This is a genomic window from Campylobacter concisus, from assembly GCF_003048835.2.
In the GTDB taxonomy this organism is placed as follows: domain Bacteria; phylum Campylobacterota; class Campylobacteria; order Campylobacterales; family Campylobacteraceae; genus Campylobacter_A; species Campylobacter_A concisus_D.
Window position 1 is genome coordinate 926,974 of record NZ_CP060705.1, and the last position, 15,185, is coordinate 942,158.

Genomic DNA, 15,185 nt, shown 5'->3' on the forward strand with positions numbered 1-15,185 from the left:
TTAATGAAAAAGATAATGCTAAGCCACGGCGGCGGCGGCGAGGAGATGAACTCGCTTATAAACGAAACGATATTTAAAATTTTTGATAATGAAATTTTAAGGCAGAGCAACGACTCGGCGATATTAAATTTAAACGGCAAGATCGCATTTAGCTCAGATAGCTTTGTGGTAACTCCCATTTTTTTTAATGGCGGCGATATCGGCAAGATCGCAGCTTGCGGCACGATAAACGACCTTGCGATGGTTGGAGCAAGCGCAAAATACCTAAGCTGCTCGCTCATCATCGAAGAGGGGCTTAGTATAGAGGAGCTTGAAAAGGTGCTTGGCTCACTTGCAAAAACATGTAAAGAGAGTGGTGTGAGCGTCGTTTGTGGTGATACAAAGGTCGTGCCAAATGGCAAATGCGACAAAATTTTTATAAACACAGCAGGCATCGGCGAGATAGTTTGCGAGGGCGTGGAGCTTAAAAATTTAAAAGCAGGGGCAAAAATTCTCATCTCTGGAGATGTTGGCAGACATGGCGGTGTGGTGCTAGCAGCAAGAGAGGAATTTGAGCTTGGGCTTGATCTAAAAAGTGACTGCAAGAGCCTAAAAGAGGTTGCTTTAAGGTTATTTGGCGCTGGCATAAAGCCGCAGTGCATGCGCGATGCGACTAGGGGCGGACTAAGTGCGGTGCTAAATGAGTGGGCTAAATTTAGTAAATTTGACATCTTGGTTTTTGAAGAAAATATCAAGGTGGCAGACGAAGTGATGGGCGTTTGTGAGCTCTTTGGTTTTGAGCCTTATGAGCTTGCAAATGAAGGCACTTTTGTTATGGCTGTTGATGAGAGCCAGGCTGAGGACGCGCTTAAAATTTTAAAAGAATTTGATAAAAACGCGATGATAATTGGCGAGGTAATGGAAGCTAAAAACGAGCGTGTCATCATCGAAAACGCCTATAAATCAAGAAGATTTCTCGAGCCACCAAAGGGCGAGCTACTACCAAGGATCTGCTAATGCACGAGCTTAGTATCGTTCAAAATTTAGTCAGTCTTTGCGAGAAAAATGCCGCCAAAGAAAATGCTAAAGAGATAAGCAAGATCGAGATAAAAGTTGGCCGCTTAAGCGGAGTGGAGCCACACTATCTAGAGAGTGCCTTTGATGTTTATAAGGCTGGCACGATCTGCGAAAACGCCGAGCTTGTCATAAATTTACAAGGCATTGTGGTCGAGTGCTTGGATTGTGGATTTGGCGGGGAGCTTAGCGAAAATGACTTTACTTGCCCAAAGTGCAAAAGTCAAAATTTAAAGGTGACTGACGGCGAAGATATGTATCTCATGCGCCTTGAGATGAAGTAAATTTTACGTATTATAATACGTAAAATTTTATGAATTTATTGATTTTTTATGGATAGTGTTAAATTTTTCTCAATCAAACGCCTAAAGAGCTATAAAAACGAGCAAGAGCATAAAAAGAACTTTTTGCTAGTACAGGCATTAGCTCCAAAACTTGGTATTTTGGAAATAACTACGAGAAATTTAGCTTTTAAGGCTTTGGTGGATAATAACAAGGTAGATATTTTAAGCTCTTTTAATAACTACTTTTAGCTAGATGATCTCTTTGTCTCAAAGCAAACTTTTGGATTTTGGGCAAAAATCATCGATGAAGCCAAAATCCACAATGATATTGTCAATCTTGATAAGCTTGATTTTAAAAAGTATTCTAAATTTAACCGCAAGAATAAACTTTTAAACTATCAAAAAGTAAAGATTTTATATGACCTTGCTGTTAAAATTAGAAACCGAGCATTTCATTTTGAAAATCTTTATAAGCTAAATGATGATCAAACGCCGAGAATTTCAACTCGTGTTGGTAAAACTTTAGTAGGCATTGATCCGCAAATGTTAGAAGATTTTATTAATGATGCGTTGTTTTGTTTTGATGAGGATCTGGCAAGATACTTAGAATGAGTGGCGGATAATAAGCTCCGCCGTGAACTTCGTCGCAATTATACTAAACAATAATTATTTTACGCTTAATGCTTTTTACTCAAATATCAAAAACGGAGCTTGCAGGACGTTTCTTATTATCTTTAGTGGCGAGAGCAGGGCGTCTTGCAGTATCTGCGTCGAGTACTCTGGCTTTTCAGTCGTGCCACGTATGGCGATGACGGTTGAGAGTGAGCGGTCTTTGCCAAGGATGATTTGGTTGATAAGTGGGATCTTATCGATGATGCCGCTTGCGTCTTTTAGTATCTTTAGCTCTAGGTCGATATTTATCTTTTTGCTATTTAGATCGATCGTGCCGCGTCCGCCGATATCTGCGCTCGTGCCTATCATCTCAATCGCCAAAAACTCGATCACGTCACCCTTTCTAGTAAGTAAAATTTTGCCGTTTTTAACAGTAAAACCCTTGTCGTTAAAGTCAGGCGTTTTAAAGCTAAGAAGCGACGGCACCGAGTTTAGAAAGCTTAGCAGTTTTTGATAAAAGATGTAGTCTTTTAGATAGGTGCCAAAAAATCTCACCTCCGCCTTAAACTCTTTCGTGCTCTCTCCAAGCAGTTTTAGACGAAATTTACCGCCCTCAAAGCTCTTGATACTAAAAAGATCGTTGATAAACTCGCCGCTTATGTCGGTTGCGTCTAAATTTATGCTTTTCTCATCGCTAAAATATCCAACTCTGCCTTGTTTTGCCAGTCCATTTAGCGAGGTGCTTTTGCCCTTTTTTTCGGCGCTAAAGCTGGTAAATGGCAAGGTTTTGTTAAGGTCTTGCAAAATGATGTCGCCATTTTTTGCAAAGAGCTCAAGTGGTGTGCTTTGCTCTTTTGTGTTGTTGTCATCAAGCACTAGTAAATTTAGGTCGTTGCTCTTAGCCTCTATGCCCTTTTCAGCGATGTTTAAAGAGAGTTTTTTGCTTGCACTTTGCACTTTTACGCCAGTCTTTGAGACTGCTATCAAAAAGTCATCGTTTGCGTATTTTGAGCCATTTTTATCCAAAAACGGCATGTCAAATTTAAGCCCTTTTGCCAAAATTTCAAGATTAGTAAAGTCCTTGCTTTTTATACTCACATCTTCAAAACCAAGCACGCCATTTTGCTTTAAAAGTGGGGAGTTTTGCATGATAAATTCGCTATTTTTAGTAGCTATCGTGCTCTCATCGCCAAAGCTTAAATTTAGCCCAAATGGCTCAATGCTAAGCGTCGTTTCGCTTGGCTTGCTAAAGTCAAGATGCGCGGTAAATGGCTCATTTTTAAAGGCTAAAATTTCATCATTTTTCTCTTTTAGATCAAAGCTCTCTATGACGCCTTTTATCTCGCCAGTGCTTTTTTGTAAATTTATATCTGCTTTTGCATTTGCTCTAAAAAAGTCAAGCCCAAAGCCGCTTGCATCGATGTTTAGCTCCGAAGTATTTACAAGCTTTACAAGGGCACTTTTAGCGTTAAATTTACTCCCAGCGATATCTAAAACCGCGTCACTTATCTTAAATTCGCCATTTGCGATGACGCTTTTTTCATCAAAATTCTCTAAGCTTTTCTCGTCAAGTTTTATTAAAATTTTAAGCCCAGCGTCCATTTTACCGCTTAGTTGCTTAACTGGCACGTTGATCTTATAAGCTCTTAGTATCTCATTTATCGCCTCATCGTAAATAGAATTTGTCTTTATAAATAGCTCTAAATTTGCGCTCTTTTCATCAAAGATGTTGTTTATCGCGACGTTTGAGCCATCAAGCTTTTTGCCTTTATAAATAGGCGCTGTAAGGTCAAATTTAAGCTTTGAGTTATTAAGTGTGATGTTTGCCTCAGCGACATTTATGGCTGGTAAGCCTTTATCAAATTTAACAAGTAAATTTTTAGCATAGGCAGTCGCATTTAGGTCGTTTAGATAAAAGTCGTTTTTGGCTAGATCAGCCTTGCCGTTTATCTCGTTTAGGTGGTAGTCATCAGCCACGATGTAGCCATATATCCAGTTTTTAACCTCGCTGTTTAGGTGTATGCGACTATCAAGCTCAGTGATGAAATCCTTGATACTGCCTGCATTTACGTCATAGGCTTTGTAAGTTAAAAGTGTATCTTTTAAGGCAAAGCTAAGCTTGCCATTTAGCTCGTGCGAGGTGAAATTTCCATCAAATTTATAATCATCCTTGTCAAAATTTGCGCTGCCTTCGCCGCTAATGCTTACGTTAAAATCTTTAAGGCTTAAATTTCTTACTATGAAGCGATCAACGCCATTTTGTTGCTCATTTTGAAATTTGATATCGATGTTTAGATAAGGGCTATCGACGAAAAATATATCATCTAAAAATAAAATTTTGATCTTAAAATCATCGCCTATTTGCACGCTCTCAAGCGAAATTTCTTGAAAAAATGTGTCAAGATAATCCACACCCTGACTAAGGTTTAAAAGCTGCTTGTCGCTGGCTTTTTGCTCTGCGTTTTGTTTAAATTTAGGTAGCTTGATCTGCTTTGCTCTTACAATTATTTTTTTATCTAACTTTATATATAATTGCTCCAATTTTACGCCGTAAAACTCGAAATCGTTAATTTTTATGCCGTATTTTAAAAGCAAAAGAAGCGAAAGAATCAAAATGATAAAAAATTTTATAAAAAAGCCGTATCTGGATATTTTCTTTGATATCGTACTCATCGTTGTCCTAAGCGTATTTGTTTATTTGGCACGCCCCATAAACACGAGCAAAGTCGTCTTTGTGCCAAAGGGAAGTGTGGGCGAAATTATATCTTATTTAGCTAATCGCAACTTTAACTTAAGTGCGATCGACAAGTACGCCATGCGCTTCATTGGCTCGCCTCAGTCAGGCTGGATCGAGATAGGCAAAGATAAAATTTCAAGGGTTGATTTTTTAAAAAAACTTGCCAAAGCAAAGGCTGCGATGACCGAGATCACGCTAATACCAGGTGAGACTACGATCGTTTTTTTAAACCAGATCGCTGCCCAGCTTGGGCTTGACGGAGCTAAACTAAATAGCGAGTATAACGCCATTGCTCCAGTTAGTGATGGCTTTTTAATGCCAAATACTTATAAAATTCCAGTTGGCATCAGCGAAAGACATCTGGCATATTACCTTGTAAATTCATCTAAAAAGGCGCAAAGCGAGATCAGCAGGAAAATTTTTGGCGAGTACAACGAGAAAAAATGGTTTAAAATTCTAACCATCGCCTCGATCATCCAAAAAGAGGCCGCAAATGACGCTGAGATGCCTCTTGTCGCTTCAGTCATCTACAACCGCCTAGATAAGGGCATGAGGCTGCAGATGGATGGCACGCTAAATTATGGCATCTACTCGCACGATGTGATCACAGCTGAGCGCATAAGAAGCGATATGAGCGAGTTTAACACCTATCTAAATGACGGCATCCCGCCAAGCCCAGTCTGCTGCGTCTCTATAAGTGCGATAAAAGCGGCAATAAACCCTGCAAAGAGCGATTATTTATACTTTGTGCTTGATAAAAAGGCGAAAAAGCACATTTTTTCAAAAACCTTAAGCGAGCACAATCAAAATATCGCAAAATAGGGCTAAAATACAACTAGCTTTAATAAAAAACGTGATAAATTTCAAAAAATCAAAAGGGCTAAAATGAGTGACATTATCTGGACTAAAACCGACGAAGCACCGCTTTTTGCAAGCTACTCTCTCTTTCCTATCGTTAAGAGCTTTTTATCCCGCGCTGGCATTAGTATAACAAGGGCTGATATCAGCTTGGCAGGGCGAATTTTATCTCTTTTTAGCAAAGAGCTTGGGCGAAGTAAGGCCGATGAGCTAGAGCTTTTGGGCGAGCTAACCGCACACAAAGAGGCAAATATCATAAAGCTGCCAAACATCTCAGCCACGATCGTTCAGCTAAAAGCGGCGATTGAGGAGCTAAGAAACAAGGGGATAAATGTGCCATTTTATCCAGACGAGATCATCACAGACTACGACGAAGAGATCGCTAAAAAGTACCAAAAAGTGTTAGGAAGCGCGGTAAATCCTGTGCTTAGACAAGGAAACTCAGACAGAAGAGTCCTGCCTCCGGTTAAAGAATTTGTCAAAAAGCATCCGCACAGCAACGGCAGCTGGGATAAGGCAAATAAAACCAAAATTTGCTACATGCAAAGGGGCGATTTTTTCGAAAATGAGCGCTCAATCATCGCAGAAAAAGATGAGAAATTTTATATAAATTTCATAAGCTTGGAGGGCAAAAAAGAGCTTTTAAAAGAGCTTACCGTTCAAAGCGGCGAGATCGTAGATGCTACCTTTTTAAGTGCAGATGAGCTAGATAGATTTTATGAAAGCTGCTTTGAGACGGCGCTAAAAGAGAATTTGACCCTTAGCCTTCATCTAAAATGCACGATGATGAAGGTTAGTGACCCAGTCATCTTTGCACACGCGATAAAGAGCTATTTTAAAGAGGTTTTTGAGCTATATGGTGAGGAGTTTAAGGCTCATGGCGTTGAGGCAAAAAACGGCTTAAAAGATATGTTTGCTAAAATTTCAACTCTTAAAAATAAAGATGAAATTTTGGCTAAATTTGATGAAATTTTGAGCAAAAAAGCAAAAATTTGGGCATTAAATGAAAATGTCAGCAACTTTGACGTGCCAAATGACGTTATCATCGACGCCTCTGTGCCAGCGCTCATTAGAAACTCTGGGAAGGTAAAAGACAAAAACGGCGAGCTAAATTTCTCACTTTGTATGATCCCAGATAGAACCTACGCTAGGGTTTATGAGGCCTGCGTGGCGGACTTTAAGGAGCATTGTGCGCTTGATGTGAGTAAGATCGGCAGCGTGGCAAACGTGGGGCTAATGGCTAAAAAGGCCGAGGAGTATGGCAGCCACGATAAGACTTTCATCGCAAAAGAGGACGGAGAATTTGTAGTTTTTGATGAGGCAGGGCAGAGCGTCTTTAAATTTAGCGTTAAAAGTGGCGACATTTTTAGGATGACGCAGGCAAAGGATGATGCGATAAATGCGTGGTTTGAGCTTGCTTTAAAAAGAGGTGAAATTTCAAAAGATGAGCTTATATTTTGGCTAGATAGCAGCCGTGCTCACGATCGAAATTTAATAGCTAAATTTGAAAAATTTAAAGAGAAATTTACTAGTGCCGGTGTGAAATTTAAAATTTTAAACTACGAGCAAGCGACGCTAAGATCGCTTGAAGCAATAAGAGCTGGCAAAGACGTCATAGGCGTAACTGGCAACGTTTTAAGAGACTATCTAACTGATCTTTTCCCGATATTTGAGTTAGGTGGCAGCTCAAAAATGCTCTCAGTTGTGCCGCTACTTGCTGGTGGAGCGATGTTTGAGACAGGAGCTGGCGGAACGGCTCCGACGCTTGTAAAAGAGCTAAAAGAGAGAAATCATCTGCTTTGGGACAGTCTTGGCGAGTTTTTAGCACTTAGTGCTTCGCTTGAACATCTAGCGTTTTTTAGGCAAAAAAAAGAGGCAAAAGAGCTAAGCGAGGCGCTAAATAGAGCAGTTGCTAGCTATTTGGATGAAAACAAAGCGCCAAATGCTACTCTTGATACTAGAGAGTCGCACTTTTATCTAGCACTATTTTGGGCGAGAGAGATGGCAAAAAGTGGCGGGATTTTAAGCGTGATATTTGCAAATTTAGCAGACGAGCTAGAAAAAAATGAGAGCGAAATTTTAAGGCAGATCAGAGAAAAAGAGGGTGCTAGCGTGGAATTTGGCGGATATTACCTGCCAGATGAAACAATGGCAAATGAGGTCATGCGACCAAGTGAAATTTTAAATAAAATAATAGGATAAGAGATGAAAATAAGTGTAGTTGGAGCTGGAAACGTCGGTGCTAGCATAGCTTATGCGCTTTGCATGAGAGAGCTTTGCGATGAGATCGCGCTTGTGGATATATTTGGTGACGTGGCGCGTGCAAAGGCGATCGACCTAGCTCAGTCAAGCTGTGTCTTTAACGCTAAAACTAGCGTTTGTGGTGGCGATGATTTTGTACTTATTGAGGGCAGTGACATCGTCATAGTCACAGCTGGAAGCCCAAGAAAAGAGGGTCAAACTAGAGAGGACTTACTGCTTAAAAACGCCGTTGTTGTAAAACAAACTGCGCAAAAGATAGCTGAATTTGCCAAAAACGCAGTGATAATCGTAGTCACCAATCCACTTGACGTGATGGTCTGGACGGCTCATAAATTTAGCGGTTTTAGCAAAAACAAAGTGATCGGCATGGCTGGTGAGCTAGACAGCGCAAGGTGCAGATATGAGCTAGCGCTTTTAAAAGATAAGGACGCCAGCAAGCTAAGAGCAAAGATCGTTGGCACTCACAATGACGAGATGATCGTATCAGCCAGCAATATCAGTGAAAATTTAAATGAAAATGAGCTTGCAATCCTTAAAAAAGAGACAAGCACTGGCGGCGCAAAGATCGTTAAACTGCTTGGTACTTCGGCTTACTACGCACCAGCGGCTGCAGCTGTGAAGATGTGCGAGATGATCGTTGGTAAGAGCGATGAGATAATAAGCGCTAGCGTGCTAATCGATGATGAACTAAGCTGCGGCAGGCTAGTAAGACTCGGACGTGATGGCTTAAAAGAAATTTTAGAGCTAAATTTAGATGAAGACGAGCAAGAGCAACTAAACAAAAGTGAAGCTGAAATTAGAAAAAATATCAAATTTTTAAAAGAAAACTTAGAGTAGGAAGATATATGATCGTAAAAGAAAATGTCCCAGTTTGGGTCGATGAGAGCAGGTGTAAGGCCTGTGATGTCTGCGTGAGCTACTGCCCAGCAGGCGTGCTAGGCATGAGGCTTGAGCCAAAGGCGGTGCTTGGCAAGATGATAGAGGTGGTCTATGCTGACTCATGCATAGGATGCCGTGACTGTGAGCTTCACTGTCCTGATTTTGCCATTTATGTGTCTGATAAAGGCTTTAAATTTGCAAAGCTAACGCCTGAGAGCAAAGAGCGAGCTGCGGCTGTAAAGGCAAATAAATTTGCCAAGCTTGGAGAGAGCGCATGAGAGAGGTAGTATCAACTGGAAATGCCCTAGTAGCAAGGGCTGCCGTCGAGTGTGGCTGTAACTTCTTTGGCGGATATCCTATCACTCCAAGCAGCGAGATCGCCCACGAGCTAAGCGTGCTTTTGCCAAAAAACGGCGGTACATTTATACAGATGGAAGATGAGATAGCTGGCATTTCCGTAGCTCTTGGTGCAAGTGCGAGTGGCGCTAAAGCGATGACTGCAAGTTCTGGTCCAGGAATTTCACTAAAGGCTGAGCAAATAGGCCTTGGTTTTATCGCTGAGATACCGCTTGTCATCGTAAATGTAATGCGCGGCGGCCCTTCAACTGGCCTACCAACACGTGTCGCACAAGGCGATATCTTGCAGGCTAAAAACCCAACTCACGGCGATGTAAATATGATAGTGCTAGCGCCTAGTAGCCTAGAGGAGTGCTATACGCAAACGGTGCGTGCCTTTAACCTCGCAGCTAGGTTTATGACGCCGGTTATGCTGCTACTTGACGAGACGATAGGTCACATGCAAGCAAGGGTGCGCCTGCCAGAGATTAGCGAGCTAGAAATTTATAAAAGAAGAGAATTTAGCGGCGAGCCAAAAGAGTATAAACCATACGAGGCTGCACCAGATGAGCCAGCCACGCTAAATCCTTTCTTTAAAGGCTATCATTACCATATAACAGGGCTTCATCACGGCGCTACTGGCTTTCCAACTGAAGATGGCAAGATCGTTGAAAACTCGATGAATAGACTATTTGATAAGATAAATTTACACACTGATGAGTGCGAGAAATTTGAAGAGTTTATGCTTGATGACGCGCAAATTTGTATCATCGCCTTTGGAAGTGTCGCTCTCTCAGCTAAGCAAGCGATATTAAATTTACGTGAAAAAGGGCTAAAAGTAGGGCTATTTAAGCCACTCACACTTTTCCCAGCTCCAGCCAAAAAGCTAAAAGAGATATCAAATAAATTTAAGAAAATTTTAGTCTGCGAGCTAAATTTAGGTCAATATAGTGGCGAAATTTCAAAGATCATCTTAAGAGATGACTTTGCAAAACTGCTAAAAGCAAACGGCAGACCGATAAGCCCAAGCGAGATCGAGGCGAAGATAGGAGAAATTTATGGCTTTTAATTACGATAAATATTTACGAACAGATAAAATGCCTACTCTTTGGTGCTGGGGCTGTGGCGACGGCGTCATACTAAAGGCGCTCATCCGCGCTATCGACACCATGGGCTGGGATATGAACGACGTTTGCGTGGTCTCAGGCATAGGCTGCTCTGGTCGCTTTAGCGGATATCTTGACTGCAACACCATCCACACAACTCACGGCAGAGCCGTAGCATATGCCACTGGCGTAAAGATGGCAAACCCAGACAAGCACGTCATAGTTGTAACTGGCGATGGCGACGGACTAGCTATCGGAGGCAACCACACGATACACGGATGCCGCCGAAATATCGGGCTAAATCACATCTTAATCAACAACTTCATCTACGCGCTAACCAACTCGCAAACCAGTCCAACCACGCCAAAGGGCATGTGGACGGTCACAGCACAATACGGCAACATCGATCCTAGTTTTGACGCCTGTAAGCTCGCAACTGCCGCAGGCGCTAGCTTTGTCGCGCGTGGTAGCGTCATCGAGCCAGAGAAGCTTACAAAGCTCTTTGTGGAGGGCTTTAGTCACGATGGATACAGCTTTTTTGATGTATTTTCAAACTGCCACATAAATTTAGGCCGCAAAAACAAAATGGGCGAGGCGGTGAAAAATTTAGAGTGGATAAAGGGTCGCACGACTAGCAAGGTCAAATTTGACATGCTAAGCGATGAAGAGAAAAAGGGCATTTTCCCACTTGGCGTGCTGCACAAAGATGAAGAAAAGATAGAATACACCAAGGCTTACGACAAGGTAAGAAGAGCTGCAATGAGCAATGAAGCGATAAATTTTGAGGAGCTAGCATGAAGTCACAATTAAGATTTGTCGGCGTTGGCGGACAGGGTGTCATACTAGCTGGCGAGATCCTCTCAGCTGCCAAGATAAAAGCAGGCGGATACGGCGTCAAGGCATCTACCTACACATCTCAAGTGCGAGGCGGTCCAACAAAGGTCGATATCATACTAGATGAGAAAGAAATTTTATATCCTTACGCAAACGAGGGCGAGATAGACTTTATGCTTGCCACTGCGCAGATAAGCTACAACGCCTTTAAAAGTGGCGTGAAAGAGGGTGGTGCGATCGTTGTTGAGCCAAATTTGGTAAAAGTGAGCGACGAGGACAAAAAGCGCTGGAAAATTTATGAAATTCCTATCATCTCTATCGCAAAAGACGAGGTTGGTAATGTCATCACTCAAAGCGTCGTGGCTCTTGGTGTGGCTGTGGCGATGAGTAGGTGCATGGATGAAAATTTAGTGCGTGAAGAGATGCTAGCAAGCGTGCCAGCTAAGGTCAAAGAGGCAAACGCCAAAGCTTACGAGCTAGGCCTAAAATACGCAAAAGAGCTTTTAAAATAAAAATTTGGCTAAATTTGATTTAGCCAAAACCTCACAATATGGATCAGATAAAACTAGAAAATTTCCGCAAAGAACATGGCTTTAAGATGCCTATCATTAGGAGTTTATCGGCGGCTGAGTGCTTAGAGATAAGAGAGAATTTACTTCATAAATTTAGCCTACAAAACATAGATGAGTTTTTTAAGATAGATAAATTTAATAAATTTGATGGCTTTAGTGCGGACGAAGAAAATTTTGATCTCAAGGCTGTTTTTAGAAAGCTTAACATCACCACGCCAAATGAAATTTGCATAAATTTTAATAAATTTGAGAGCATTGATATTTTGCATTTTGATGACCTTTCTAAATTTTTTAGCGATATCTGGTATCCGTCACTTGATGACATTGAGATATTTGATATAAATTTAAGCTTTATTTTATCAGTCAGACACTACGGGGCTATCTATCATTTTACTTTCTAGCTATCAAAGAAATTTACAAATTTATATGATTTTTTTGATAATCATACGATTTTTTTATCTCATTTAAATTTATTAGTTTTAATTATTTATTTAGTTTTTAAGAAATATCCTCAAAGATACGTAAAATTGGCTATTTTATAATATTTTATCTATTTTCATTAATATATATTGCGAGATAATATTATTTTTATCTTTATCAAAATAATAAATTTATAAGTATTAGCCACAAATACGATAAAATGGTCTTTTATCAAATGATTTTAGCTATCAAATCTCACTATACAACCTAAAATAAATTCTTATGTTTCTTTTAAGTAAATTTTATGTAAAGTTACATTATTAATTTTTTAATTAATCTACTTATTTTAAAAAATATTAAGAAATGAACTGGCGGTGCGTCTTAACGCTAATAAACTTATTAAAATAGGAAGTTATCAATGAGTGAAAAATTTACCAGAAGAGAATTTCTACAAAGCGCCTGTATCAGCGTAGGTGCGCTAGCTACAACAGCTGGTGCGACCAATGTTCTTGCTGGCGAGTTGCCAAAGGGCAATGAAAAAGGCTTGCCATCTGTTGATGTGCTAATAATCGGCTCTGGCGGTGCAGGACTTCGTGCAGCAACAGCCGTTCGCAAACAAAACCCAAATTTAACAGTCGTAGTTGCCACAAAGATGATGCCATCACGCAACGCGACCTGTATGGCAGAGGGCGGTATAAACGGCGTTACTGACTTTAGCAACGGTGACAGCTTCAAGCTTCACGCGTATGACACCGTAAAAGGTGCAGCTTATCTTGCTGATCAAGATGCAGTTGTGAAATTTTGTGAGGCAGCAGGCGCAGTTATCCACGAACTAGACTACAACGGCATGCTCTTTTCTCGTAAAGATAATGGCGACGTGGCATTTCGTTTCATGGGTGGCGCTAGCAAAAAACGCTGTAACTACGCAGCTGATAAAACCGGACACGTTTTGATGCACACCTGTCTTGACGACGCTATCACAGCTGGGGTTAAATTTCTAATGGATCATGAGCTACTTGAGATCGGTCTTGAAGATGGTAAAGTAGAGGGCGTCGTTCTTCGCAACATCCAAGATGGTCAAATTTACCCAGTTCTTTGCAAATCTCTAGTCATCGCAACTGGCGGATACACTAGAATTTTCTATAACCGCACTTCAGTTCCATTTATAGCAACAGGCGATGGTATCGCTGCTGCGCTTAAAGTAGGTCTTGGTTTTGAAGACCCTGAGATGCTTCAGTTTCACCCAACTGGCGTTCAAAACGGCGGCACACTTATCACAGAAGCTGCTCGTGGTGAAGGTGGATACTTGTTAAATAATAAGGGCGAGCGTTTTATGAAAAACTACCATGAAAAAATGGAGCTAGCTCCTCGTGACGTCGTCGCTCGTGCTATCGAGACAGAAATTCGCGAAGGTAGAGGCTTTGGCGAGGGCATGAGCGCTTATGTACTTTGTGATGTTCGCCACCTTGGCAAAGATACTATTATGAAAAAACTTCCAAAAATTCGCCACACAGCGATGCTTTTCCAAGATATCGACCTAGTCGAGCAAGCAGTGCCTATCCGCCCAACAGCTCACTACTCAATGGGTGGCATAGAGGTGGCTAAATTTGATGATATGAGCACAAAAATACCTGGAATTTACGTAGGTGGTGAGGCTTCATGCGTATCTATCCACGGCGCAAACCGCCTTGGCGGAAACAGTCTAACTGATGCAGTAGTCACTGGCGATCTAGCTGGCAAAGGTGCTGGCGCTTATGCTCAAAATGCAAAATTTGCAAGCGGCAAGAAAACTTCTGAGCTAGCAAAAATGTGGCAAGATAAATTTAAATCTATCGCAACAGGCGAGGGTGGCGTAAATGATATGTACGCACTTCGTGAAGAGCTTGGTAAAAATAACTGGGATCTAATGGGTATCTTTAGAACTGGCGCAAAACTAGATCAGCTCTCTAAAAATCTAGAAGCCATCCAAGCAAAATATGACACCATCAAAGTGCCAAATCAAAATCCAGTAATGAACACAGCATTTACTGACTACGTCGAGCTTGGCAACCTTATACTTCTATCTCGTGCAGCATGTCTTGCAGCGCAAAATCGTCTTGAGAGCCGTGGCGCTCACACAAGAGAGGACTATCCAAAAAGAGATGATGTAAATTTCTTAAAACACAGCATAGTCACACTAAAAGACGGCAAGTTGGAGCTTGGCTACAAAGATGTTGTGATAGGCATATTTTCACTTGACGGCAAGAAGCCAGAGTAAGGAGCTAGGATGAAAATTATTATCGACCGTTTTGACGGAACTAAAAAATATGAATCAACTTATGAGCTAACAAATGAAGAGGTCAAAGGCAAAACTCTTTTAACAGTGCTTTTTGATATCAAACAAAAAAAGGATGCGACATTAAATTTCACAGCATCTTGTCGCTCAGCGATATGCGGTGCGTGCGCTGTTAGAGTAAATGGTCACTCATATCTAGCTTGCGACACAAAGATGAATGAGCTTTTGGCTGAGTATGGCAACCCAGATACTATTAGAATTTCACCACTTGGAAATTTCAAGGTTATCTCAGACCTTATGGTGGATTGGGAGCCAAGTATAGAAAATTTACGCAAGATCAGACCAAGCATCACTGCTAAGCCAGAATTTAGCGCTGCAAAAGGCTGTAAGCAAAGCCAAAAAGAGTACGATAAAGTAGCGCTTGAGTGGGACTGCATACTTTGTGGTGCGTGTGCTAGCGAGTGTAATAAGCTTGAAGCAGATGCGAGTGACTATATGCAACCGTTTGTATTTGTTCATGCTTATAGGGCTGCCTTTGACTCACGTAGCAAAGATCCTATGCCACACCTAAAACCAGCTATCGACAACGGACTTTGGATGTGTGTAAAGTGCCAAGAGTGTGCTGATCGCTGTCCAAAAGGCATAAGCGCATGCGCTGACATAACTGATCTTCGTATCATGGCTATACAAAAAGGCTTTAATGAGGGCATGGGACCAGATCACGCTGAGGCGTTCTTGACTGATCTAGTTGATGGCTCAGGCAGACTAAATGAGGTTAGACTTGCACTTCGTTCAGAAGGCGTTATCAAAAATATGGGCAAACTAGACATCGCTGCAAACTTAATGCTTGCTGGTAAGATGAATCCGCTTCATATTTTCGGCGAAGAGGACATTGAAGGACATGATGATCTAGTAAAAATGATAAATGCGGCTCGCAAAGCTGCTAGTAAGGAGTAA

14 protein-coding genes are annotated in these 15,185 nt (G+C 41.3%); 13 read left to right on the forward strand and 1 reads right to left on the reverse strand.

Translation table 11 applies throughout. The features are described from left to right. Positions 1–3: 3 nt before the first annotated feature. From hypE to CVT08_RS10150, 3 genes are read left to right on the forward strand one after another with little or no spacing between them, the layout of a single operon-like run. Positions 4–996, forward strand: coding sequence for a hydrogenase expression/formation protein HypE (gene hypE / locus CVT08_RS04630; RefSeq protein WP_107856756.1), 993 nt, complete (start codon positions 4–6; stop codon positions 994–996). Beyond that, positions 996–1,337, forward strand: a complete 342-nt coding sequence (gene hypA / locus CVT08_RS04635) for a hydrogenase maturation nickel metallochaperone HypA (protein WP_021085088.1) — start codon at positions 996–998, stop codon at positions 1,335–1,337. Before hypE ends, hypA begins: the two co-directional genes overlap by 1 nt. Positions 1,338–1,385: 48 nt before the next feature. After that, a complete protein-coding gene (locus CVT08_RS10150; protein ID WP_230855958.1) occupies positions 1,386–1,586 on the forward strand; it encodes a hypothetical protein in 201 nt (66 codons plus the stop codon). 438 nt (positions 1,587–2,024) lie between these two features. Here the strand turns inward: CVT08_RS10150 and CVT08_RS04645 are convergent, their stop codons facing one another. Beyond that, entirely contained in the window at positions 2,025–4,490 is a 2,466-nt protein-coding gene (locus tag CVT08_RS04645; protein ID WP_107856766.1) for an AsmA-like C-terminal domain-containing protein, read from the reverse strand. Between the two features lie 73 nt (positions 4,491–4,563). Between CVT08_RS04645 and mltG the strand changes: the two genes are divergently transcribed. From mltG to sdhB, 10 genes are all read left to right on the forward strand, one after another. Further along, positions 4,564–5,508, forward strand: coding sequence for an endolytic transglycosylase MltG (gene mltG, locus CVT08_RS04650; RefSeq protein WP_107856755.1), 945 nt, complete (start codon positions 4,564–4,566; stop codon positions 5,506–5,508). 63 nt (positions 5,509–5,571) lie between these two features. After that, on the forward strand, positions 5,572–7,746 hold the full coding sequence (locus tag CVT08_RS04655) for an NADP-dependent isocitrate dehydrogenase (RefSeq protein WP_107856754.1): 2,175 nt from the start codon (positions 5,572–5,574) through the stop codon (positions 7,744–7,746). 3 nt (positions 7,747–7,749) lie between these two features. Beyond that, positions 7,750–8,643 carry a lactate/malate family dehydrogenase gene (locus tag CVT08_RS04660; RefSeq protein ID WP_107856753.1) on the forward strand — a complete coding sequence of 298 codons (894 nt, stop codon included), beginning with the start codon at positions 7,750–7,752 and terminating at the stop codon, positions 8,641–8,643. 8 nt (positions 8,644–8,651) lie between these two features. Continuing rightward, positions 8,652–8,963, forward strand: coding sequence for a 4Fe-4S dicluster domain-containing protein (locus tag CVT08_RS04665; protein WP_107856752.1), 312 nt, complete (start codon positions 8,652–8,654; stop codon positions 8,961–8,963). Further along, positions 8,960–10,090 carry a 2-oxoglutarate synthase subunit alpha gene (locus CVT08_RS04670; protein WP_107856751.1) on the forward strand — a complete coding sequence of 377 codons (1,131 nt, stop codon included), beginning with the start codon at positions 8,960–8,962 and terminating at the stop codon, positions 10,088–10,090. Before CVT08_RS04665 ends, CVT08_RS04670 begins: the two co-directional genes overlap by 4 nt. After that, positions 10,080–10,925 carry a 2-oxoglutarate ferredoxin oxidoreductase subunit beta gene (locus CVT08_RS04675; RefSeq protein WP_021091283.1) on the forward strand — a complete coding sequence of 282 codons (846 nt, stop codon included), beginning with the start codon at positions 10,080–10,082 and terminating at the stop codon, positions 10,923–10,925. Before CVT08_RS04670 ends, CVT08_RS04675 begins: the two co-directional genes overlap by 11 nt. Beyond that, positions 10,922–11,473 (forward strand): 2-oxoacid:acceptor oxidoreductase family protein, encoded by a 552-nt coding sequence (locus CVT08_RS04680; protein ID WP_021087611.1) that lies wholly within the window; start codon positions 10,922–10,924, stop codon positions 11,471–11,473. The genes CVT08_RS04675 and CVT08_RS04680 overlap by 4 nt, the downstream gene beginning before the upstream one ends. Before the next feature lie 38 nt (positions 11,474–11,511). After that, the gene (locus tag CVT08_RS04685; protein WP_107856750.1) at positions 11,512–11,934 is read left to right on the forward strand and encodes a heat-shock protein; all 423 of its coding nucleotides are present in this window, start codon (positions 11,512–11,514) and stop codon (positions 11,932–11,934) included. A gap of 437 nt (positions 11,935–12,371) precedes the next feature. Beyond that, positions 12,372–14,210: an 8-methylmenaquinol:fumarate reductase flavoprotein subunit gene (sdhA, locus tag CVT08_RS04690; protein WP_107856749.1), complete on the forward strand. Its 1,839-nt coding sequence runs from the start codon at positions 12,372–12,374 to the stop codon at positions 14,208–14,210. 9 nt (positions 14,211–14,219) lie between these two features. After that, on the forward strand, positions 14,220–15,185 hold the full coding sequence (gene sdhB / locus CVT08_RS04695; protein ID WP_107856748.1) for an 8-methylmenaquinol:fumarate reductase iron-sulfur subunit: 966 nt from the start codon (positions 14,220–14,222) through the stop codon (positions 15,183–15,185).

What these genes read in the sequence shown, in the direction of transcription:
- hypE (WP_107856756.1), top strand. Translation starts at nt 4, where the DNA reads ATGAAAAAGATAATGCTAAGCCACGGCGGCGGCGGCGAGGAGATGAAC.
- hypA (WP_021085088.1), top strand. Translation starts at nt 996, where the DNA reads ATGCACGAGCTTAGTATCGTTCAAAATTTAGTCAGTCTTTGCGAGAAA.
- CVT08_RS10150 (WP_230855958.1), top strand. Translation starts at nt 1,386, where the DNA reads ATGGATAGTGTTAAATTTTTCTCAATCAAACGCCTAAAGAGCTATAAA.
- mltG (WP_107856755.1), top strand. Translation starts at nt 4,564, where the DNA reads ATGATAAAAAATTTTATAAAAAAGCCGTATCTGGATATTTTCTTTGAT.
- CVT08_RS04655 (WP_107856754.1), top strand. Translation starts at nt 5,572, where the DNA reads ATGAGTGACATTATCTGGACTAAAACCGACGAAGCACCGCTTTTTGCA.
- CVT08_RS04660 (WP_107856753.1), top strand. Translation starts at nt 7,750, where the DNA reads ATGAAAATAAGTGTAGTTGGAGCTGGAAACGTCGGTGCTAGCATAGCT.
- CVT08_RS04665 (WP_107856752.1), top strand. Translation starts at nt 8,652, where the DNA reads ATGATCGTAAAAGAAAATGTCCCAGTTTGGGTCGATGAGAGCAGGTGT.
- CVT08_RS04670 (WP_107856751.1), top strand. Translation starts at nt 8,960, where the DNA reads ATGAGAGAGGTAGTATCAACTGGAAATGCCCTAGTAGCAAGGGCTGCC.
- CVT08_RS04675 (WP_021091283.1), top strand. Translation starts at nt 10,080, where the DNA reads ATGGCTTTTAATTACGATAAATATTTACGAACAGATAAAATGCCTACT.
- CVT08_RS04680 (WP_021087611.1), top strand. Translation starts at nt 10,922, where the DNA reads ATGAAGTCACAATTAAGATTTGTCGGCGTTGGCGGACAGGGTGTCATA.
- CVT08_RS04685 (WP_107856750.1), top strand. Translation starts at nt 11,512, where the DNA reads ATGGATCAGATAAAACTAGAAAATTTCCGCAAAGAACATGGCTTTAAG.
- sdhA (WP_107856749.1), top strand. Translation starts at nt 12,372, where the DNA reads ATGAGTGAAAAATTTACCAGAAGAGAATTTCTACAAAGCGCCTGTATC.
- sdhB (WP_107856748.1), top strand. Translation starts at nt 14,220, where the DNA reads ATGAAAATTATTATCGACCGTTTTGACGGAACTAAAAAATATGAATCA.